Source organism: Citrobacter sp. Cpo061, from assembly GCF_030332845.1.
GTDB lineage: Bacteria > Pseudomonadota > Gammaproteobacteria > Enterobacterales > Enterobacteriaceae > Citrobacter > Citrobacter portucalensis.
The window spans coordinates 249,360-263,611 of sequence record NZ_JAOWHB010000019.1 but is presented as its reverse complement, the minus strand read 5'-3'; the positions used below and the strand labels follow the sequence as shown (position 1 = coordinate 263,611).

At 49.1% G+C, this 14,252-nt stretch carries 13 protein-coding genes and 1 rRNA gene; 2 read left to right on the top strand and 12 right to left on the bottom strand.

Translation table 11 applies throughout. The features are described from left to right. Positions 1 to 82, top strand: a 5S ribosomal RNA gene (gene rrf / locus OGX97_RS23260); the annotation flags it as partial. 118 nt (positions 83 to 200) lie between these two features. Here rrf and OGX97_RS02555 read toward each other — a convergent pair. The 7 genes from OGX97_RS02555 to OGX97_RS02525 all read right to left on the bottom strand — a co-directional run bounded on the left by OGX97_RS02555 (position 201) and on the right by OGX97_RS02525 (position 9,594). Then, positions 201 to 959, bottom strand: a complete 759-nt coding sequence (locus tag OGX97_RS02555) for an amino acid ABC transporter ATP-binding protein (RefSeq protein WP_003025300.1) — start codon at positions 957 to 959, stop codon at positions 201 to 203. A 7-nt stretch (positions 960 to 966) separates the two neighbouring features. Further along, a complete protein-coding gene (locus OGX97_RS02550) occupies positions 967 to 2,070 on the bottom strand; it encodes an amino acid ABC transporter permease (protein WP_020996364.1) in 1,104 nt (367 codons plus the stop codon). Between the two features lie 9 nt (positions 2,071 to 2,079). After that, positions 2,080 to 3,261 (bottom strand): amino acid ABC transporter permease, encoded by a 1,182-nt coding sequence (locus OGX97_RS02545; protein WP_008785977.1) that lies wholly within the window; start codon positions 3,259 to 3,261, stop codon positions 2,080 to 2,082. Positions 3,262 to 3,330: 69 nt separating this feature from the next. After that, the gene (locus OGX97_RS02540) at positions 3,331 to 4,356 is read right to left on the bottom strand and encodes an amino acid ABC transporter substrate-binding protein (protein ID WP_008785976.1); all 1,026 of its coding nucleotides are present in this window, start codon (positions 4,354 to 4,356) and stop codon (positions 3,331 to 3,333) included. 460 nt (positions 4,357 to 4,816) lie between these two features. Next, positions 4,817 to 5,038 (bottom strand): lipoprotein, encoded by a 222-nt coding sequence (locus OGX97_RS02535; RefSeq protein ID WP_003025292.1) that lies wholly within the window; start codon positions 5,036 to 5,038, stop codon positions 4,817 to 4,819. 270 nt (positions 5,039 to 5,308) lie between these two features. Then, positions 5,309 to 8,422, bottom strand: coding sequence for an efflux RND transporter permease subunit (locus OGX97_RS02530; RefSeq protein ID WP_008785975.1), 3,114 nt, complete (start codon positions 8,420 to 8,422; stop codon positions 5,309 to 5,311). A gap of 11 nt (positions 8,423 to 8,433) precedes the next feature. Further along, positions 8,434 to 9,594: an efflux RND transporter periplasmic adaptor subunit gene (locus OGX97_RS02525; RefSeq protein ID WP_048236881.1), complete on the bottom strand. Its 1,161-nt coding sequence runs from the start codon at positions 9,592 to 9,594 to the stop codon at positions 8,434 to 8,436. Between the two features lie 413 nt (positions 9,595 to 10,007). Between OGX97_RS02525 and envR the strand changes: the two genes are divergently transcribed. Next, entirely contained in the window at positions 10,008 to 10,664 is a 657-nt protein-coding gene (gene envR / locus OGX97_RS02520; RefSeq protein ID WP_048225757.1) for an acrEF/envCD operon transcriptional regulator, read from the top strand. Positions 10,665 to 10,710: 46 nt separating this feature from the next. Here envR and OGX97_RS02515 read toward each other — a convergent pair whose 3' ends face one another. The 5 genes from OGX97_RS02515 to OGX97_RS02495 all read right to left on the bottom strand — a co-directional run bounded on the left by OGX97_RS02515 (position 10,711) and on the right by OGX97_RS02495 (position 14,251). After that, entirely contained in the window at positions 10,711 to 10,875 is a 165-nt protein-coding gene (locus tag OGX97_RS02515) for a DUF2556 family protein (protein WP_003025279.1), read from the bottom strand. Positions 10,876 to 10,957: 82 nt separating this feature from the next. Then, positions 10,958 to 11,842, bottom strand: coding sequence for an adenine-specific DNA-methyltransferase (yhdJ, locus tag OGX97_RS02510; protein ID WP_153686725.1), 885 nt, complete (start codon positions 11,840 to 11,842; stop codon positions 10,958 to 10,960). Positions 11,843 to 11,930: 88 nt separating this feature from the next. Next, entirely contained in the window at positions 11,931 to 12,227 is a 297-nt protein-coding gene (gene fis, locus OGX97_RS02505; protein ID WP_000462905.1) for a DNA-binding transcriptional regulator Fis, read from the bottom strand. A gap of 25 nt (positions 12,228 to 12,252) precedes the next feature. Continuing rightward, positions 12,253 to 13,218: a tRNA dihydrouridine synthase DusB gene (gene dusB / locus OGX97_RS02500; RefSeq protein WP_008785970.1), complete on the bottom strand. Its 966-nt coding sequence runs from the start codon at positions 13,216 to 13,218 to the stop codon at positions 12,253 to 12,255. Between the two features lie 298 nt (positions 13,219 to 13,516). After that, positions 13,517 to 14,251: a carbonic anhydrase gene (locus tag OGX97_RS02495; protein ID WP_223849040.1), complete on the bottom strand. Its 735-nt coding sequence runs from the start codon at positions 14,249 to 14,251 to the stop codon at positions 13,517 to 13,519. Position 14,252: the final 1 nt, after the last annotated feature.

The window sequence follows — 14,252 nt, the reverse complement described above, 5'->3', positions numbered from 1 at the left end:
CCATGCCGAACTCAGAAGTGAAACGCCGTAGCGCCGATGGTAGTGTGGGGTCTCCCCATGCGAGAGTAGGGAACTGCCAGACATCAAATAAAAGCGAAAGGCTCAGTCGAAAGACTGGGCCTTTTGTTTTATCTGTTGTTTGTCGGCGAGCGCTCTCCTGAGGAGGACAAATCCACCGGAACTTTATCCGGCATATATATTTAATGAATAACCTGCGATAAAAACGCGCGAGTGCGTTCCGATTTGGGGTGAGCAAAAAACTCATCCGGTGGTGCCTGTTCCACAATCTCGCCAAGATCCATAAAGATCACCCGGTCAGCTACTGTGCGGGCAAAGCCCATTTCATGGGTTACACATAGCATGGTCATGCCCGATTGCGCCAGGCCTATCATGGTATCCAGCACTTCTTTTACCATTTCAGGATCCAACGCTGATGTGGGTTCATCAAATAACATGATTTTGGGTTTCATACACAGCGAGCGTGCAATGGCCACGCGCTGTTGTTGTCCACCAGAGATTTGCCCGGGATATTTATGTGCATGTTCGGCAATGCGGACCCGCTCAAGGTAGTGCATTGCCAGTACTTCAGCCTCTTTTTTCGGCATCTTTTGCACCCAGATAGGCGCCAGCGTGCAGTTTTGCAAGACAGTTAAATGAGGAAAGAGATTAAAGTGCTGAAAGACCATGCCAACTTCTTGTCGGACGCGCTCAATATTGCGGATGTCTTCATTGAGCTCAATCCCATCCACTACAATGCGTCCTTGCTGATGTTCTTCCAGATGGTTAATACAGCGGATAGTTGTCGATTTACCCGAACCGGAAGGCCCGCATAATACGATGCGCTCTCCTTGTTTTACCTTCAGGTTGATGTTTTTCAGGACATGAAACTGTCCGTACCATTTGTTGACGTTTTCCAGCGTAATCATCGCGTCGGTAGACGGCATTAATAATTGGCTCATAAATTCCTCAGTGCGGCGTACGCCCGGTGTTAAAACGTTTTTCCAGATGCTGGCTGTAACGCGACATACTGAAACAGAAGATCCAGTAAATCAGTGCAGCGAAAACATATCCTTCTGTCGACATACCCAGCCACGCAGGGTCCACAGTTGCCTGCTGTACGCTACTGAAGAGATCAAACAGACCGATGATGATGACCAGGCTGGTATCCTTGAACAGGGCGATAATCGTGTTAACCAGACCAGGGATAACCAGCTTGAGGGCTTGCGGAAGAATGACCAGCCCCTGGGTTTTCCAGTAACCTAGCGCCAGTGATTCCGCGGCCTCATACTGACCTTTCGGTAGGGCCTGTAACCCTCCGCGAACCACTTCTGCGACATAGGCCGACTGGAAAAGAATAACGCCGACCAGCGCCCGGATAAGCTTGTCGATACTGGTTCCTTCGGACATAAACAGAGGAAGCATGACCGAGGACATAAACAGAACGGTAATCAACGGTACACCGCGCCAGAACTCAATGAAAATGACGGATAAAACCCGCACGACTGGCATATGGGAACGACGTCCCAACGCCAGTAAAATGCCCCATGGAAGCGCGCCTGCAATCCCCACGGATGCAATAATAAGCGTCAGTGTTAATCCGCCCCACTGCCGGGTTTCTACGCGTTCAAGTCCGAAAAAACCACCGTACATCAGCCACCAGACGACAATTGGATATATGACTGCCCAGATAGCGATATAACGGCCACGGTGGGGAATGGTTTTCCAGAACATCGGAACAATAGAAGCCAGACCAATTATCAGGGCCAGATTTACGCGCCAACGCTGATCGTGTGGATAAAGCCCATACATGAATTGCCCGAAGCGTTCATGGATGAACACCCAGCAGGCTCCGGCTTTGGTACAGTCTGCCCGGGTAGAACCGACCCAGTTGGCCTGAAAGAATACCCAGTTCAACAGTGGTGGAAGAAATGACCAAATCAGCCATACGCATAGCAGGGTGAGCAGGCTATTTGACCAACTGGAGAACAGGTTTTTACGCACCCAGAGTAGACTGCGGCTTGCCGGATTGCTGTGCTGGCGCGAGGGGTGAGACAGCAGTGCTTTTGTCATCATGGCTCCTTAGCGCTCAATCAGTGCGATACGGCGGTTATAAATATTCATCAGCAAAGAAATACTTAGACTGATGATCAGGTATACCGACATGGTGATGGCGATCGTTTCAATGGCTTGCCCTGTTTGATTGAGTACCGTGCCGGCAAACAGTGAAACCATGTCCGGGTAGCCAATTGCGGCTGCAAGAGAAGAGTTCTTGACGATATTCAGGTACTGGCTGGTCAGTGGGGGAATGATGACGCGTAGCGCCTGTGGGATGATTACCTGGCGTAGCGTCACCGGATTTGGCAGACCCAGCGAGCGTGCGGCTTCATGTTGGCCGTAAGGAACGGCCTGAATGCCCGCCCGAATAATTTCTGCAATAAATGCCGAGGTATATACCGAAAGCGCCAGAGTCAGTGCCGCCAGTTCAGGAATAAGCACCATACCGCCACGGAAGTTAAAACCACGGAGCGCGGGAATATCCCAGTGAAGCGCAGCGCCAAACATCCACTGTGAAATCACCGGTAAAAGTACGATCAACGCCAGAGCTGTGGGCCAGGTCCGACGTAGCTGACCGGTTTTGGTCTGATGCATTCTGTTGAAGCGAAATAATCCGATGGTGACGACGAGAGCGATAACGACAGCGGTACAAAAGGCAAAAAAACCTTCTCCCATTTGCGGGGCCGGAATATAGAGCCCCCGGTTACTCAGGAACATCAAATCCAGCGCGTTAACGGCCTGGCGTGGGCCGGGCAGATTACGTAATACGGCGAAATACCAGAAGAAGATCTGCAGCAGCGGCGGTATATTGCGGAACGTTTCGATGTAGATCGTCGAGAGCTTTCGCAATAACCAGTTATCTGACAGGCGTGCCAGCCCGAGAAAGAAACCGAGAATTGATGCGAAAACAATGCACAGTGCTGAAACTAACAGCGTATTGAGCAGGCCGACCACAAAGACACGACCATACGTATCGCCTTGCTCGTAATCGATCAGATGCTGGACAATGCCAAATCCGGCGCTGCGATCGAGAAAAGAAAACCCCGAGGTAATACCGCTATTGTTCAGGTTATTTATCGTGTTATGAATGAGATAGACCGCAATGCTGATAACCGCAATGACGGCGAGTATTTGAAATAACCAGGCGCGGACCGCAGGGTTAGAAAAGGATAACGATCCTTTTACGGTTGAGCGGCGATGGAACATAAGAAAACCTCAGTAACTATGACTCTGGGCTGAGCGCCGCAGTTGCGGCGCCCGTTACATCACTACGCATTAGCGCACCGGTGGCGCATACTGAATGCCACCGTTATTCCAGAGGTTGTTCTGTCCACGTTTGATCTTCAGCGGACTTTCCGATCCAACGTTACGTTCAAAGATCTCCGAATAGTTACCAACTTGCTTGATAATGTTGTAGGCCCATTTGTTATCAAGCTTCAGATCCTTGCCATAATCCCCTTCTTTACCCAACAGGTGTGCCATATCCGGTGTTGCTGGATTAGCCGCTTTTTCATCGACGTTTTTCGAGTTAACACCCATTTCTTCCGCATTTAGCATGGCGAACAGCGTCCAGCGAACAATGGAGAACCACTCATCGTCCCCACGACGTACGACAGGTCCCAGCGGTTCTTTAGAAATAACTTCTGGCAGGACGATCCATTCCGCAGGATTGCTCAGCTTGATGCGTAGGGCATACAGCTGAGACTGGTCGGAAGCCAGCGTATCGCAACGTCCAGATTCCAGAGCTTTGGCTGATTCATCCGAACGGTCAAAGGTGACAGGGGTGTACTTCATCTTGTTGGCTTTAAAGTAGTCGGCCACGTTTAGTTCGGTATCGGTTCCCGCCTGAATACAGACCGTTGCACCATCCAGCTCTTTAGCGCTCTTCAGGCCTGCTTTATTGTGGGTAAGAAAGCCAATGCCGTCGTAATACGTTACACCAGTGAAGGACATGCCCATACCGGCATCACGAGAAGAGGTCCACGTGGTATTACGAGAGAGCATGTCGACTTCACCAGACTGTAATGCGGTAAAGCGTTCCTTGGCGGTGAGCGGGGTATATTTTACTTTGCTATCATCGCCAAATACGGCGGAGGCAACGCCACGACATACATCAACATCAATACCCGAGAACTTGCCGCTTGCATCGGCGTAAGAAAAGCCAGGCAAGCCGTCGCTGATCCCACATTGCACAAACCCTTTTTTCTTTACGGCATCAAGTGTTGCGCCGGCATGTGCCTGATTTGCAACAGCAAGCAGCACACCGGCCGCAGCCAGGCTGGCGATTATCATCTTTTTCATAGAGCATCCTGTGTGGAGGAATTATTGTTATGGAAACGTTCTGAAAACGTCTTTTACCTGTCTGTGGCTTTGGCCATACTCTTTTAAGCAAAGGTAGTGCCAGTTTTTTGCGCCTGATTATTCGACGCAATATGCAGAGTGTAGACAGGAAAAAATAAATGCAGCGCCCTGAAGTGGTGCAAAATTGAAACGTAAGCCACATTTCGGCGCAAAAAATTTAAAAATCAGACAGGACGCGTGATAACGATTTCTGGCGTTAATATTAATGACGTGAGAATAATGAAAAGAAAATGTGGTGTTACGAAAAACAGAAAAAATGCTAATTTCAAATCGCGGATGTGTGAGTGAAATCTATAATAATTTTATTACATGTCAGGTTCTATTAAGCAACGTTTTGTCTTATATGTAGATTTTATGCTTATTGCTAAAAGCGCGGTAATAACCACGCTTTTAATATGATTTATTTGGTCAGGGCGACAATCCCAAGCGTCAGTCCGGCAACGGCTGCAGCACCACCGGCGATGGCTCCGGCTGTTTCCCAGTTATCCTGGGTGGTGCCTTTCATACAGGTATTGGTATGAACCAGGCGTCCCTGATCGTCGTATACAGGTACGCAAGGAGAATCGTGTGCACAGCCAGCCAGGAATGCGGTAAGCAGTGCAACGGATATTAATCTTTTCATGGTGTTACCTCAAAATAAGCGTTTCGCTAATTAAGCAAAGACAAACGCTAAGCCATCTGCGAACTCGGCGATTATTTTACCACTTCTTAAAAAAGGACTGACATGAGGAATAATCTCAATTCATGTGGATTGTAAAAATAATGGATAAAAAGAAAGGCTGCAGGCGAGTTTAGAGGGATAGTTTAAATGAAATAAATGGCTATCTTACTAATAAATAAAGAGGAGCATCGTAGGTGAAAAAGGCGTCCGTAGACGCCTTTATTTTACAAATTAATCGTTGTGCCGACTAAAACGCCGTCTTACGACAACAAAGAAGACGGGGACGAAGAAGATAGCCAACAATGTTGCGGTCAGCATTCCTCCCATAACACCGGTACCGACCGCATTCTGCGCACCACTACCTGCACCGTGACTGATAACCAGAGGCATAACCCCCAGAATAAAGGCCAGGGATGTCATCAGGATAGGACGAAGACGCATGCGCGATGCCTCCAGCGTCGCTTCAATCAACCCCTTGCCTTCTTTATCCATCAGGTCTTTGGCAAACTCGACGATCAGGATGGCGTTCTTAGCCGAGAGGCCGATTGTGGTTAGTAAGCCAACCTGGAAATACACATCGTTATTCATCCCACGCAGTGATGCTGCTAACAATGCGCCCACAACACCGAGCGGTACAACCAGCATCACCGAGAAAGGAATAGACCAGCTTTCATACAATGCGGCAAGGCAAAGGAAGACAACGATTAGCGAGATGGCATACAGCGCAGGAGCCTGGTTACCCGACAGTCGTTCCTGATAGGACATCCCCGTCCAGTCATGACCAATACCGTTTGGCAGTTTTTCCGCCAGGCTTTCCATTAGCGCCATTGCTTCACCGGTACTTCTGCCAGGCGCTGCTTCTCCCAGCAGCTCCATAGAAGGCATACCGTTATAGCGCTCCAGACGCGGTGAGCCGTAGATCCAGTGTGCGGAACTAAACGTGGAGAACGGAACCATTTCGCCATTGGCGCTACGAACATACAGATTATTGATGTCCTCCGGTAACATACGGAACTTGGCATCGGCTTGTACGTACACTTTTTTCACGCGGCCACGGTCAATGAAGTCATTGACGTAATAGCCACCCAGCGCAGCGGAGATGGTTTCATTAATATCGGACAGCGAGACGCCAAGGGCCTGAGCTTTTTCCTGATCGACATCCAGCTTGAACTGTGCGGTATCCTCGAGCCCGTTTGGACGCACACGAACCAGCAGGTCAGGGTGTTTGGCAACCATGCCCAGCAGTTGGTTACGTGCCTGGGTTAGCGCAGCATGCCCCAACCCGCCCTGATCAATCAGCTCGAAGTCGAAGCCCGTCGCGGTACCCAGTTCAACGATGGCTGGCATGTTGAAAGGGAACACCAGACCATCACGAATCTGACTAAACGCTCGGGTAGCGCGGGCGATAATTGATTCAACGTTATTTTCGTTACCGCTACGTTCTTCCCAGGGCTTGAGGCTGACGAACGCCATCCCTGAGTTTTGCCCCTGGCCGCTGAAGCTAAAGCCGTTAACCGTAAAGACGCTTTCAACGTTGGCTTTTTCATTGTTCAGGTAGTAGTGGGTGACCTGATCCAGCACCTTCTGGGTGCGTTCTTGCGTGGCGCCTGCAGGAAGTTGAATCATCGTCAGGAAGACGCCCTGATCTTCCTCTGGCAGGAAGGAGGTTGGCAGGCGCATAAACAGCACCGCCATCCCGATGACGATTATCAGGTAGACGACCAGGTAACGCCCAGTTTTACGCACAATACCGCTGACGCTATTGGTGTAATGATTGACGCTGTGATCGAATTTGGCGTTGAACCAGCCAAAGAAACCGCTTCTTTTCTCGTGATGTTCAGCTGATACCGGCTTCAGCAACGTTGCACAAAGTGCGGGAGTCAGGATCAGCGCGACCAGTACTGAAAGCGCCATGGCGGAAACGATGGTGATGGAAAACTGCCGATAGATAGCCCCGGTTGAACCGCCAAAGAAGGCCATCGGGATAAATACCGCAGACAGCACCATGGCGATACCAACCAGTGCTCCCTGTATTTGTGACATGGATTTTTCCGTCGCCTCTTTGGGCGGCAGATGATCCTCCATCATCACGCGTTCCACGTTTTCCACCACCACTATCGCATCATCGACCAATAGACCGATGGCGAGCACCATGCCGAACATCGTCAGGGTGTTTATTGAGTAGCCAAACGCAGCAAGCACGGCAAATGTGCCCAACAATACGACAGGTACGGCGATGGTAGGAATGAGCGTTGCCCGGATGTTTTGCAGGAACAAATACATGACCAGGAACACCAGTACGATCGCTTCAAACAACGTTTTTACTACTTCATGAATGGAGATGGTCACAAACGGCGTCGTGTCGTACGGGTAGACCACCTTCATTCCCTGCGGGAAGAAAGGTTGCAGTTCAACCAGCTTGGCTTTAATCGCGTTCGCGGTATCCAGCGCGTTTGCCCCGGTTGCCAGCTTGATCCCAAGGCCGGATGCAGGCTTACCGTTAATACGCGCCACGACGTTGTAGTTTTCCCCGCCTAACTCGATACGTGCGACGTCTTTCAGGTGAACAACCGAACCATCGCTGTTCACGCGTAAAGTCACTTTGCCGAACTCTTCAGGGTCTTTCAGTCGCGTTTGCGCAATGATAGAAGCGTTAAGCTGCTGGTTAGGTAATGCAGGCGTCCCCCCTAACTGACCTGCGGCAATCTGATCGTTCTGTACCTTCAACTGATTGATCACATCAACCGGCGTGAGCTGATATTTGTTCAATAAGTTTGCATCCAGCCAGATGCGCATGGCGTACTGTGCACCAAACAGCTGCACGTCACCCACGCCATTCAGACGGCTGATTGAGTCTTTAACGTTCGAAGCGACGTAGTCGGAAATGTCATCCTGTGTGGTTTGTGGGTTGTCAGAAACAAAACCCGCAACCATCAAAAAGCTGCTGCTGGATTTCTCGACGCTGATCCCTTGCTGCTGAACTTCTTGCGGCAGTAGCGGAGTGGCGAGCTGCAGTTTATTTTGCACCTGCACTTGCGCGATATCGGGATCGGTACCGGACTGGAAAGTCAGTGTAATAGTCACACTCCCGGCCGAGTCGCTGGTGGAGGACATATACATCAGGTTATCGATACCATTCATATTCTGTTCGATAACCTGTGTGACTGTATCCTGAACCGTCTGTGCATCTGCACCAGGGTAGGTGGCAGAAATGGCGACCGCAGGAGGCGCAATGGTTGGGTACTGTGCCACGGGCAGTTGCATGATTGCCAGAGCACCCGCCATCATCAGAATGATAGCCAATACCCAGGCAAAGATAGGACGCCTGATAAAAAAGTTAGCCATGTCCGGTTACCTTATTGGGCTTTCGTGGCAGGGGTTTCGGTATCGGCGGTTGCTTTAACCTGAACGCCTGGACGTGCTTTCTGTAAGCCGCTCACGATAACTTTGTCACCCGGTTGCAGGCCTTCGCTGATGAGCCACTTGTCACCAATAGCTTGTGCGGCAACGACTGCGCGAGACTCAACCTGACTCTTGTCGTTAACGACCATTACGGTGGCATCGCCGCGAGGCGTGCGCGTTACCCCCTGCTGCGGAACGAGAATGGCATTTGGCTGGACGCCTTCATCAATGCGTGCGCGCACAAACATGCCCGGCAACAGCGTGTGCTGCGGGTTAGGGAACACGGCTCTGAGGGTGATTGAGCCGGTGCTTTCATCAACCGTCACATCAGAAAACTGCAAAGAGCCTTTTAGCGGGTATGACTGACCATTTTCCATCACCAGTTCGACAGTACTGCTGGCGCTGTCTTTATGCAGACTCCCTTGTTCAACGGACTGTTTGAGGCGCATAAAGTCGTTACTGGACTGTGTCACGTCGACGTAAATGGGATCGAGCTGTTGAACGGTAGCAAGCTCAGTAGCCTGGCCATTCGTGACTAATGCACCTTCGGTGACGTTAGATTTACCGATGCGTCCGCTAATTGGCGATGTCACTTTGGTGTAGGCTAGATTGATACGCGCGCTTTCGACCGCCGCTTTTGCCGCGATCACGGAGGCATCGGCCTGACGAGCATCAGCAATTGCCTGATCGTACTCTTGCTGGCTGATGTACTTGGTGCCAACCAACGGCACATAGCGTTTCACCGTTAAATGCGCGATTGCAGCCGCCGCTTCACTCTTCGCCAGTTCACCTTTGGCGCTGTCATAGTCAGCCTGATAAGTCGCGGGATCGATCTGATAAAGTGACTGTCCGGCTTCAATATCGCTTCCCTCAGTGAAATTCCGTTTAAGCACTATCCCGCTGACCTGGGGACGAACTTCTGCAATTCGGAATGCCGTTGTGCGCCCGGGTAATTCGGTCGTTACGGCTAAAGGAGCCTTTTCGACGACATGGACAGTCACCTGCGGTTCTGCGGGATGAGCTTGTTTTTCTCCCTGATCGTTACAACCGGCGAGTAATGCAGCGGAGACGATGATGAATGAGGGCAGGAGTGAAAACCTGGCATTTTTCGTCATTTCTATTCCTTAAAAAACCGAACGCTCGTTATTAACCGGGTAAAGCAGGGGGCGATAACGCGCACAAGAAAAATAATAGTTGGCTATCCTACAAATTATTAGCTTGCGATGTAAGCAATACTTATTTATGGGCACGATACACGGCACGTAAAAGCAAAAAAAGATTAATCGACAGCTGTTTCATTGTGGTGTTAATAGCAATACTATGATTCGTATAAACACAAATTGAAATAAACATTTGGTTTGTGAATATATTTGTTGTTGGTATTCGTTTTGTTTATTCGTGTGCAAAGTCCTTAATAATATTTTTTAGAACTCGTTTAAATAAATGCTAAGTGATACATTTGTTCCGTATCGCAAATATTAGATAAGAAAGTTAATCATTCTCTACTCTACCTCAGACAGTCGGAACCATGGCCAGAAAAACGAAAGCTGATGCCCTCAAAACGCGGCAGCACCTGATAGAAACGGCGATTGTACAGTTTGCCGCACGTGGCGTAAGCAATACGACGCTAAACGACATTGCGGATGCCGCCAGCGTGACGCGTGGCGCGCTCTATTGGCATTTCGAAAATAAAACTCAATTGTTTAATGAGCTATGGTTACAACAACCACCTTTACGCGATCTTATTCAGGACAAGCTAATTGGTCGTTGGGGTGATAACCCTTTACAGCGATTGCGAGAAAAGTTTGTGGTGGGGTTACAATATATTGCAGAGAACCCTCGTCAGCAGGCATTAATGCAGATTTTATATCATAAGTGCGAATTTCATAACGATATGATATCTGAGCAGGCTATTCGCGATAAAATAGGTATCAGTCATCAAAGCATTCGTGATTCCCTGCAAAAGTGTGTCGATGACAATTTGATTGCCACCACTCTTGATTTAGATGTCATCATCATTATTCTGCACGGTAGTTTTAGCGGAATTATAAAAAACTGGTTAATGAATCCAGTGAGTTATGATCTATATGGGCAAGCTCCAGTATTAGTTGATAATGTACTAAAAATGTTAAGCCCAGACGGTAGCGTCATGCAATTAATGCAGAGTGAAAACCAGGTCGGATAGTTTTTACCGCCAGAGGCTGACGGCTGTCGAAGCATTACCTGAGGTGCTATTCGAGGTCGACGCAGTTGACCAGCTTAAGGGGATTCACTGAGTTCATATTCCGGCACTTGTCGTGCTCTGTTGTCATCAGCTCTATCCATTGGATGAGCAGCGCATCAAAAAGAAAAACGAAGACCGCAAAAACAACCAGCCACCAATACTTGCGAATCATTCCTAAACCCTGTGTATTCATGCCCAAGCGTGCAGGGAATATACACGAATTTTTTAAGCTGAAAAGCAGACTTACAATGCCTTTACTTTGTTGAAAGATCGCCACTCTTTGCCGTCAATCGACTCTTTTTAGACAGGTTTTTTGTCTTACGTTTTTTCACCTTGGCAAGCTCAATTTCTGAAAAATGAGAACCGATACTCAGTCTTCTGAGCCCCATTTTTACGTATTCAGTATTGATCTCAATCCCGACAAACTTGCGACCCAATTCCACGGCGGTAGCTCCGGTGGTGAAGCTGCCGGCAAACGGATCCAGTACCCTGTCATCTGGATTCGAGGACGCCAGAATTATACGCTCCAGGAGGGCTTTGGGTTTCTGGGTGGGGTGGTTTTCGTATTCGTCCATCAGATAGCGTACGCGTGGGAACTCCCAGACATTGCCCGGCACTTTTTTCTGATTGTATGGCTGCGGCGGGTTTTTTCTGTAGTCTATTAGCGCGCGTTTAGCGCCAGTTTTGGCTTCAACCAGAATATCGTCACGATTAAATGTGTAGTTTTTCTGATCTTTTACCATCATCAGGATCGGTTCATACATCGAACCAAAGTAATTTTTGGCCTGTACCCCTGAGCTATCGTATGACCACACGATACGACTCTTGATGGTAAAAAGCGGGCGGCATTTGAGGTCGATGTACGGCATGTTCTCCGTACTGTTCATGATGTACATGGTGCCGTGTGGTTTGAGGATGCGATGGCACTCGTCGATGCACTCAAACAACCACGCCAGAAAGGTCTCTTCGTCCCAGGATTCAACCATCCCGTCAAAGTCTTTCCCGATGTTATAAGGAGGGTCAGCAAAAATGAGTTCGACGCTTTCAGACGGCAGTTTTTTCAGTTCAGTTAGCGCATCGCCCAGGATTATCTTTTTAGATTCATCGCCAAAATAGACAGGTTCACATCTCGCGTTCATCGCCAAAGCCTCCCGTGTGACGTCAATAAAAAAGGCGCTTCCCCATGCCGAGTAGCGCCTTTTAAAACAAACATTTAACTGATTAGTATCAGTTCATGCCGTATTTTTTCAGTTTTTTACGCAGCGTACCACGGTTGATGCCCATCATCAGGGCAGCACGGGTCTGGTTACCGCGGGTGTATTGCATCACCATGTCCAACAGGGGCTGTTCTACTTCAGCCAGTACCAGCTCATAGAGATCATTCACATCCTGACCATTCAATTGAGCAAAATAGTTCTTCAGTGCCTGTTTAACCGAGTCACGCAGGGGCTTTTGAGTTACCTGGTCCTGAGAGTTAACGGTAGAAACGGTCAGTACGTCAGAATTTACGCGTTGTTCGAACATAGTTCTGTCAGCTCTTTATTTCTGTTTACGCAAAATTTTCGAAGTATGCCTCCAACGCCGCCAGCTGTTCGCTGGAATCTTCAATGGCGTTGAATGTGCGCCGAAACTGGTCATCCGGAGCGTGTTCCTGGAGATACCAGGATACGTGTTTACGCGCAATTCGGTACCCTTTTGCCTGACCATAAAAGTCGTGCAGTTCCCGAATATGCGCACAAAGCAAGCGCTTCACCTCTGCCAGAGGCAGCGGGGGCAGCAGCTCCCCAGTGTCCAGATAATGCTGGATTTCCCGAAAGATCCAGGGTCTTCCCTGAGCTGCACGTCCTATCATCAGGGCATCCGCCCCCGTATAGTCGAGTACAGCTCTGGCTTTATGCGGGTCAGTAATGTCGCCATTCGCGATAATCGGAATGGAAACTTTCTGCTTAACTGCCCGAATACTGTCGTACTCAGCATCTCCATTGAACAAACAGGCGCGGGTGCGTCCATGAATGGTCAGAGCCTGAATGCCACAGTCTTCAGCCAGTTGGGCAATCTCTACGCAGTTACGGTGTTCCGGAGCCCAGCCGGTGCGAATCTTGAGTGTGACAGGAACGTCCACTGCATTGACGACCTCGGTTAGTATCGATTTCACTAAATCCGGGTACTGCAAGAGGGCTGAACCTGCGAGCTTGCGATTCACTTTTTTAGCCGGACACCCCATATTGATATCAATAATCTGGGCGCCGCTTTCCACGTTAATACGTGCGGCATCGGCCATCTCAACAGGGTCGCTACCGGCAATTTGCACCGTGCGAATTCCTGGCTCATCAACGTGCACCATCCGTAAACGAGACTTGTCACTTTCCCAAACCTGCGGGTTAGAAGACATCATCTCGGATACTGTCAATCCTGCTCCCATCTCATAGCACAGCGTCCTGAATGGTCTGTCAGTGATGCCAGCCATAGGTGCTGCGATCAGGCGATTTCTGAGCTGGTATTGTCCGATGCGCATGAGTTAAGAAATGACCATACTGTGACTGCAAGGCGGCGTATATTACGCATTTTTCGCACGAGATGAAAGGCCAAACTTTGACCAATCCACTGAGGTGGATCAATGAATTGCCGTAAATGTGAACGCATGAAAATATTTAATCATATAAATCATCGCATTATAAAAATGTGTCGATTTTATATACACATATAATTTTGCGTAACTTCTCATTTTTTCTTCAGCTGCAGACGGTACTGACAAGATATTCTGCTGAATTAATCAGCAAATTACCTCGTCATTGTGTGATCGCTACCTCATTTTAGTACAGGATCTCGGTATCCCCAGAATAGCTGTCCGTAATCTTGCGTTCATTCAACGGCTGCAGCGGGCGATTGTTTGCTGGCCCAACAATGTAGTGGAATTTATCCATTTGTTCGGCAGAAAGAGCAACAGGCGTTTTCAGGATAGTCCAGGTGACGCCTTCGGTGCAGGGAGGCGTTGTTAACGAACCACGGTAGCGCCAGTAGGTTTTATTGTCGGGTAAAAGCTGGTGGATATCGACCGGCGAGAAGATGGCCATGCTGCTGTCCTCCATGGTTGGAAAGGACTCCCACAAATTTTGAATCGCCTGGTTTGGTTCGCCGATATCAAACATAACCGCCACGATAGCGATGTCTCCGGATTGATTTTTGTGGACCAGCTGCAGCTCCAGCGGATAGGTTTTACCGTTGAGGGTATGTTCGCTCGGGGCATGAAAATCAAATTGTTTTAAATAATAAAGCGTTTCATCAATTTCAATAGAATTAGATGCGTAGCTACTCATCGTTGCTTGCAACGTATGGTTAATGCTCCGAAATCTAGTTGGGCCATCGACGTACTGCATGTTCAGCGCGGGGAGACCGAGTTTACTGGTTGTGGTGGTCTGGATGTCTATGGGGGATTGGTTTATGCCTGTCTGGCACGTTGCATACGCTTTGCTGATTTCTCCCCACCGTGCGGGGCCGTTTTCTTCGGTATATCCCCATGGTACGGCCAGTGTGGTCAGTGGCATCATG

Excerpts from the sequence above, each read along its gene's own strand:
- yhdJ (WP_153686725.1), bottom strand. The coding sequence starts at position 11,842 with ATGAACGCGAGATGTGAACCTGTCTATTTTGGCGATGAATCTAAAAAG.
- OGX97_RS02550 (WP_020996364.1), bottom strand. The coding sequence starts at position 2,070 with ATGACAAAAGCACTGCTGTCTCACCCCTCGCGCCAGCACAGCAATCCG.
- fis (WP_000462905.1), bottom strand. The coding sequence starts at position 12,227 with ATGTTCGAACAACGCGTAAATTCTGACGTACTGACCGTTTCTACCGTT.
- OGX97_RS02555 (WP_003025300.1), bottom strand. The coding sequence starts at position 959 with ATGAGCCAATTATTAATGCCGTCTACCGACGCGATGATTACGCTGGAA.
- OGX97_RS02515 (WP_003025279.1), bottom strand. The coding sequence starts at position 10,875 with ATGATTCGCAAGTATTGGTGGCTGGTTGTTTTTGCGGTCTTCGTTTTT.
- OGX97_RS02545 (WP_008785977.1), bottom strand. The coding sequence starts at position 3,261 with ATGTTCCATCGCCGCTCAACCGTAAAAGGATCGTTATCCTTTTCTAAC.
- OGX97_RS02525 (WP_048236881.1), bottom strand. The coding sequence starts at position 9,594 with ATGACGAAAAATGCCAGGTTTTCACTCCTGCCCTCATTCATCATCGTC.
- OGX97_RS02535 (WP_003025292.1), bottom strand. The coding sequence starts at position 5,038 with ATGAAAAGATTAATATCCGTTGCACTGCTTACCGCATTCCTGGCTGGC.
- OGX97_RS02495 (WP_223849040.1), bottom strand. The coding sequence starts at position 14,251 with ATGATGCCACTGACCACACTGGCCGTACCATGGGGATATACCGAAGAA.
- OGX97_RS02540 (WP_008785976.1), bottom strand. The coding sequence starts at position 4,356 with ATGAAAAAGATGATAATCGCCAGCCTGGCTGCGGCCGGTGTGCTGCTT.
- dusB (WP_008785970.1), bottom strand. The coding sequence starts at position 13,218 with ATGCGCATCGGACAATACCAGCTCAGAAATCGCCTGATCGCAGCACCT.
- OGX97_RS02530 (WP_008785975.1), bottom strand. The coding sequence starts at position 8,422 with ATGGCTAACTTTTTTATCAGGCGTCCTATCTTTGCCTGGGTATTGGCT.
- envR (WP_048225757.1), top strand. The coding sequence starts at position 10,008 with ATGGCCAGAAAAACGAAAGCTGATGCCCTCAAAACGCGGCAGCACCTG.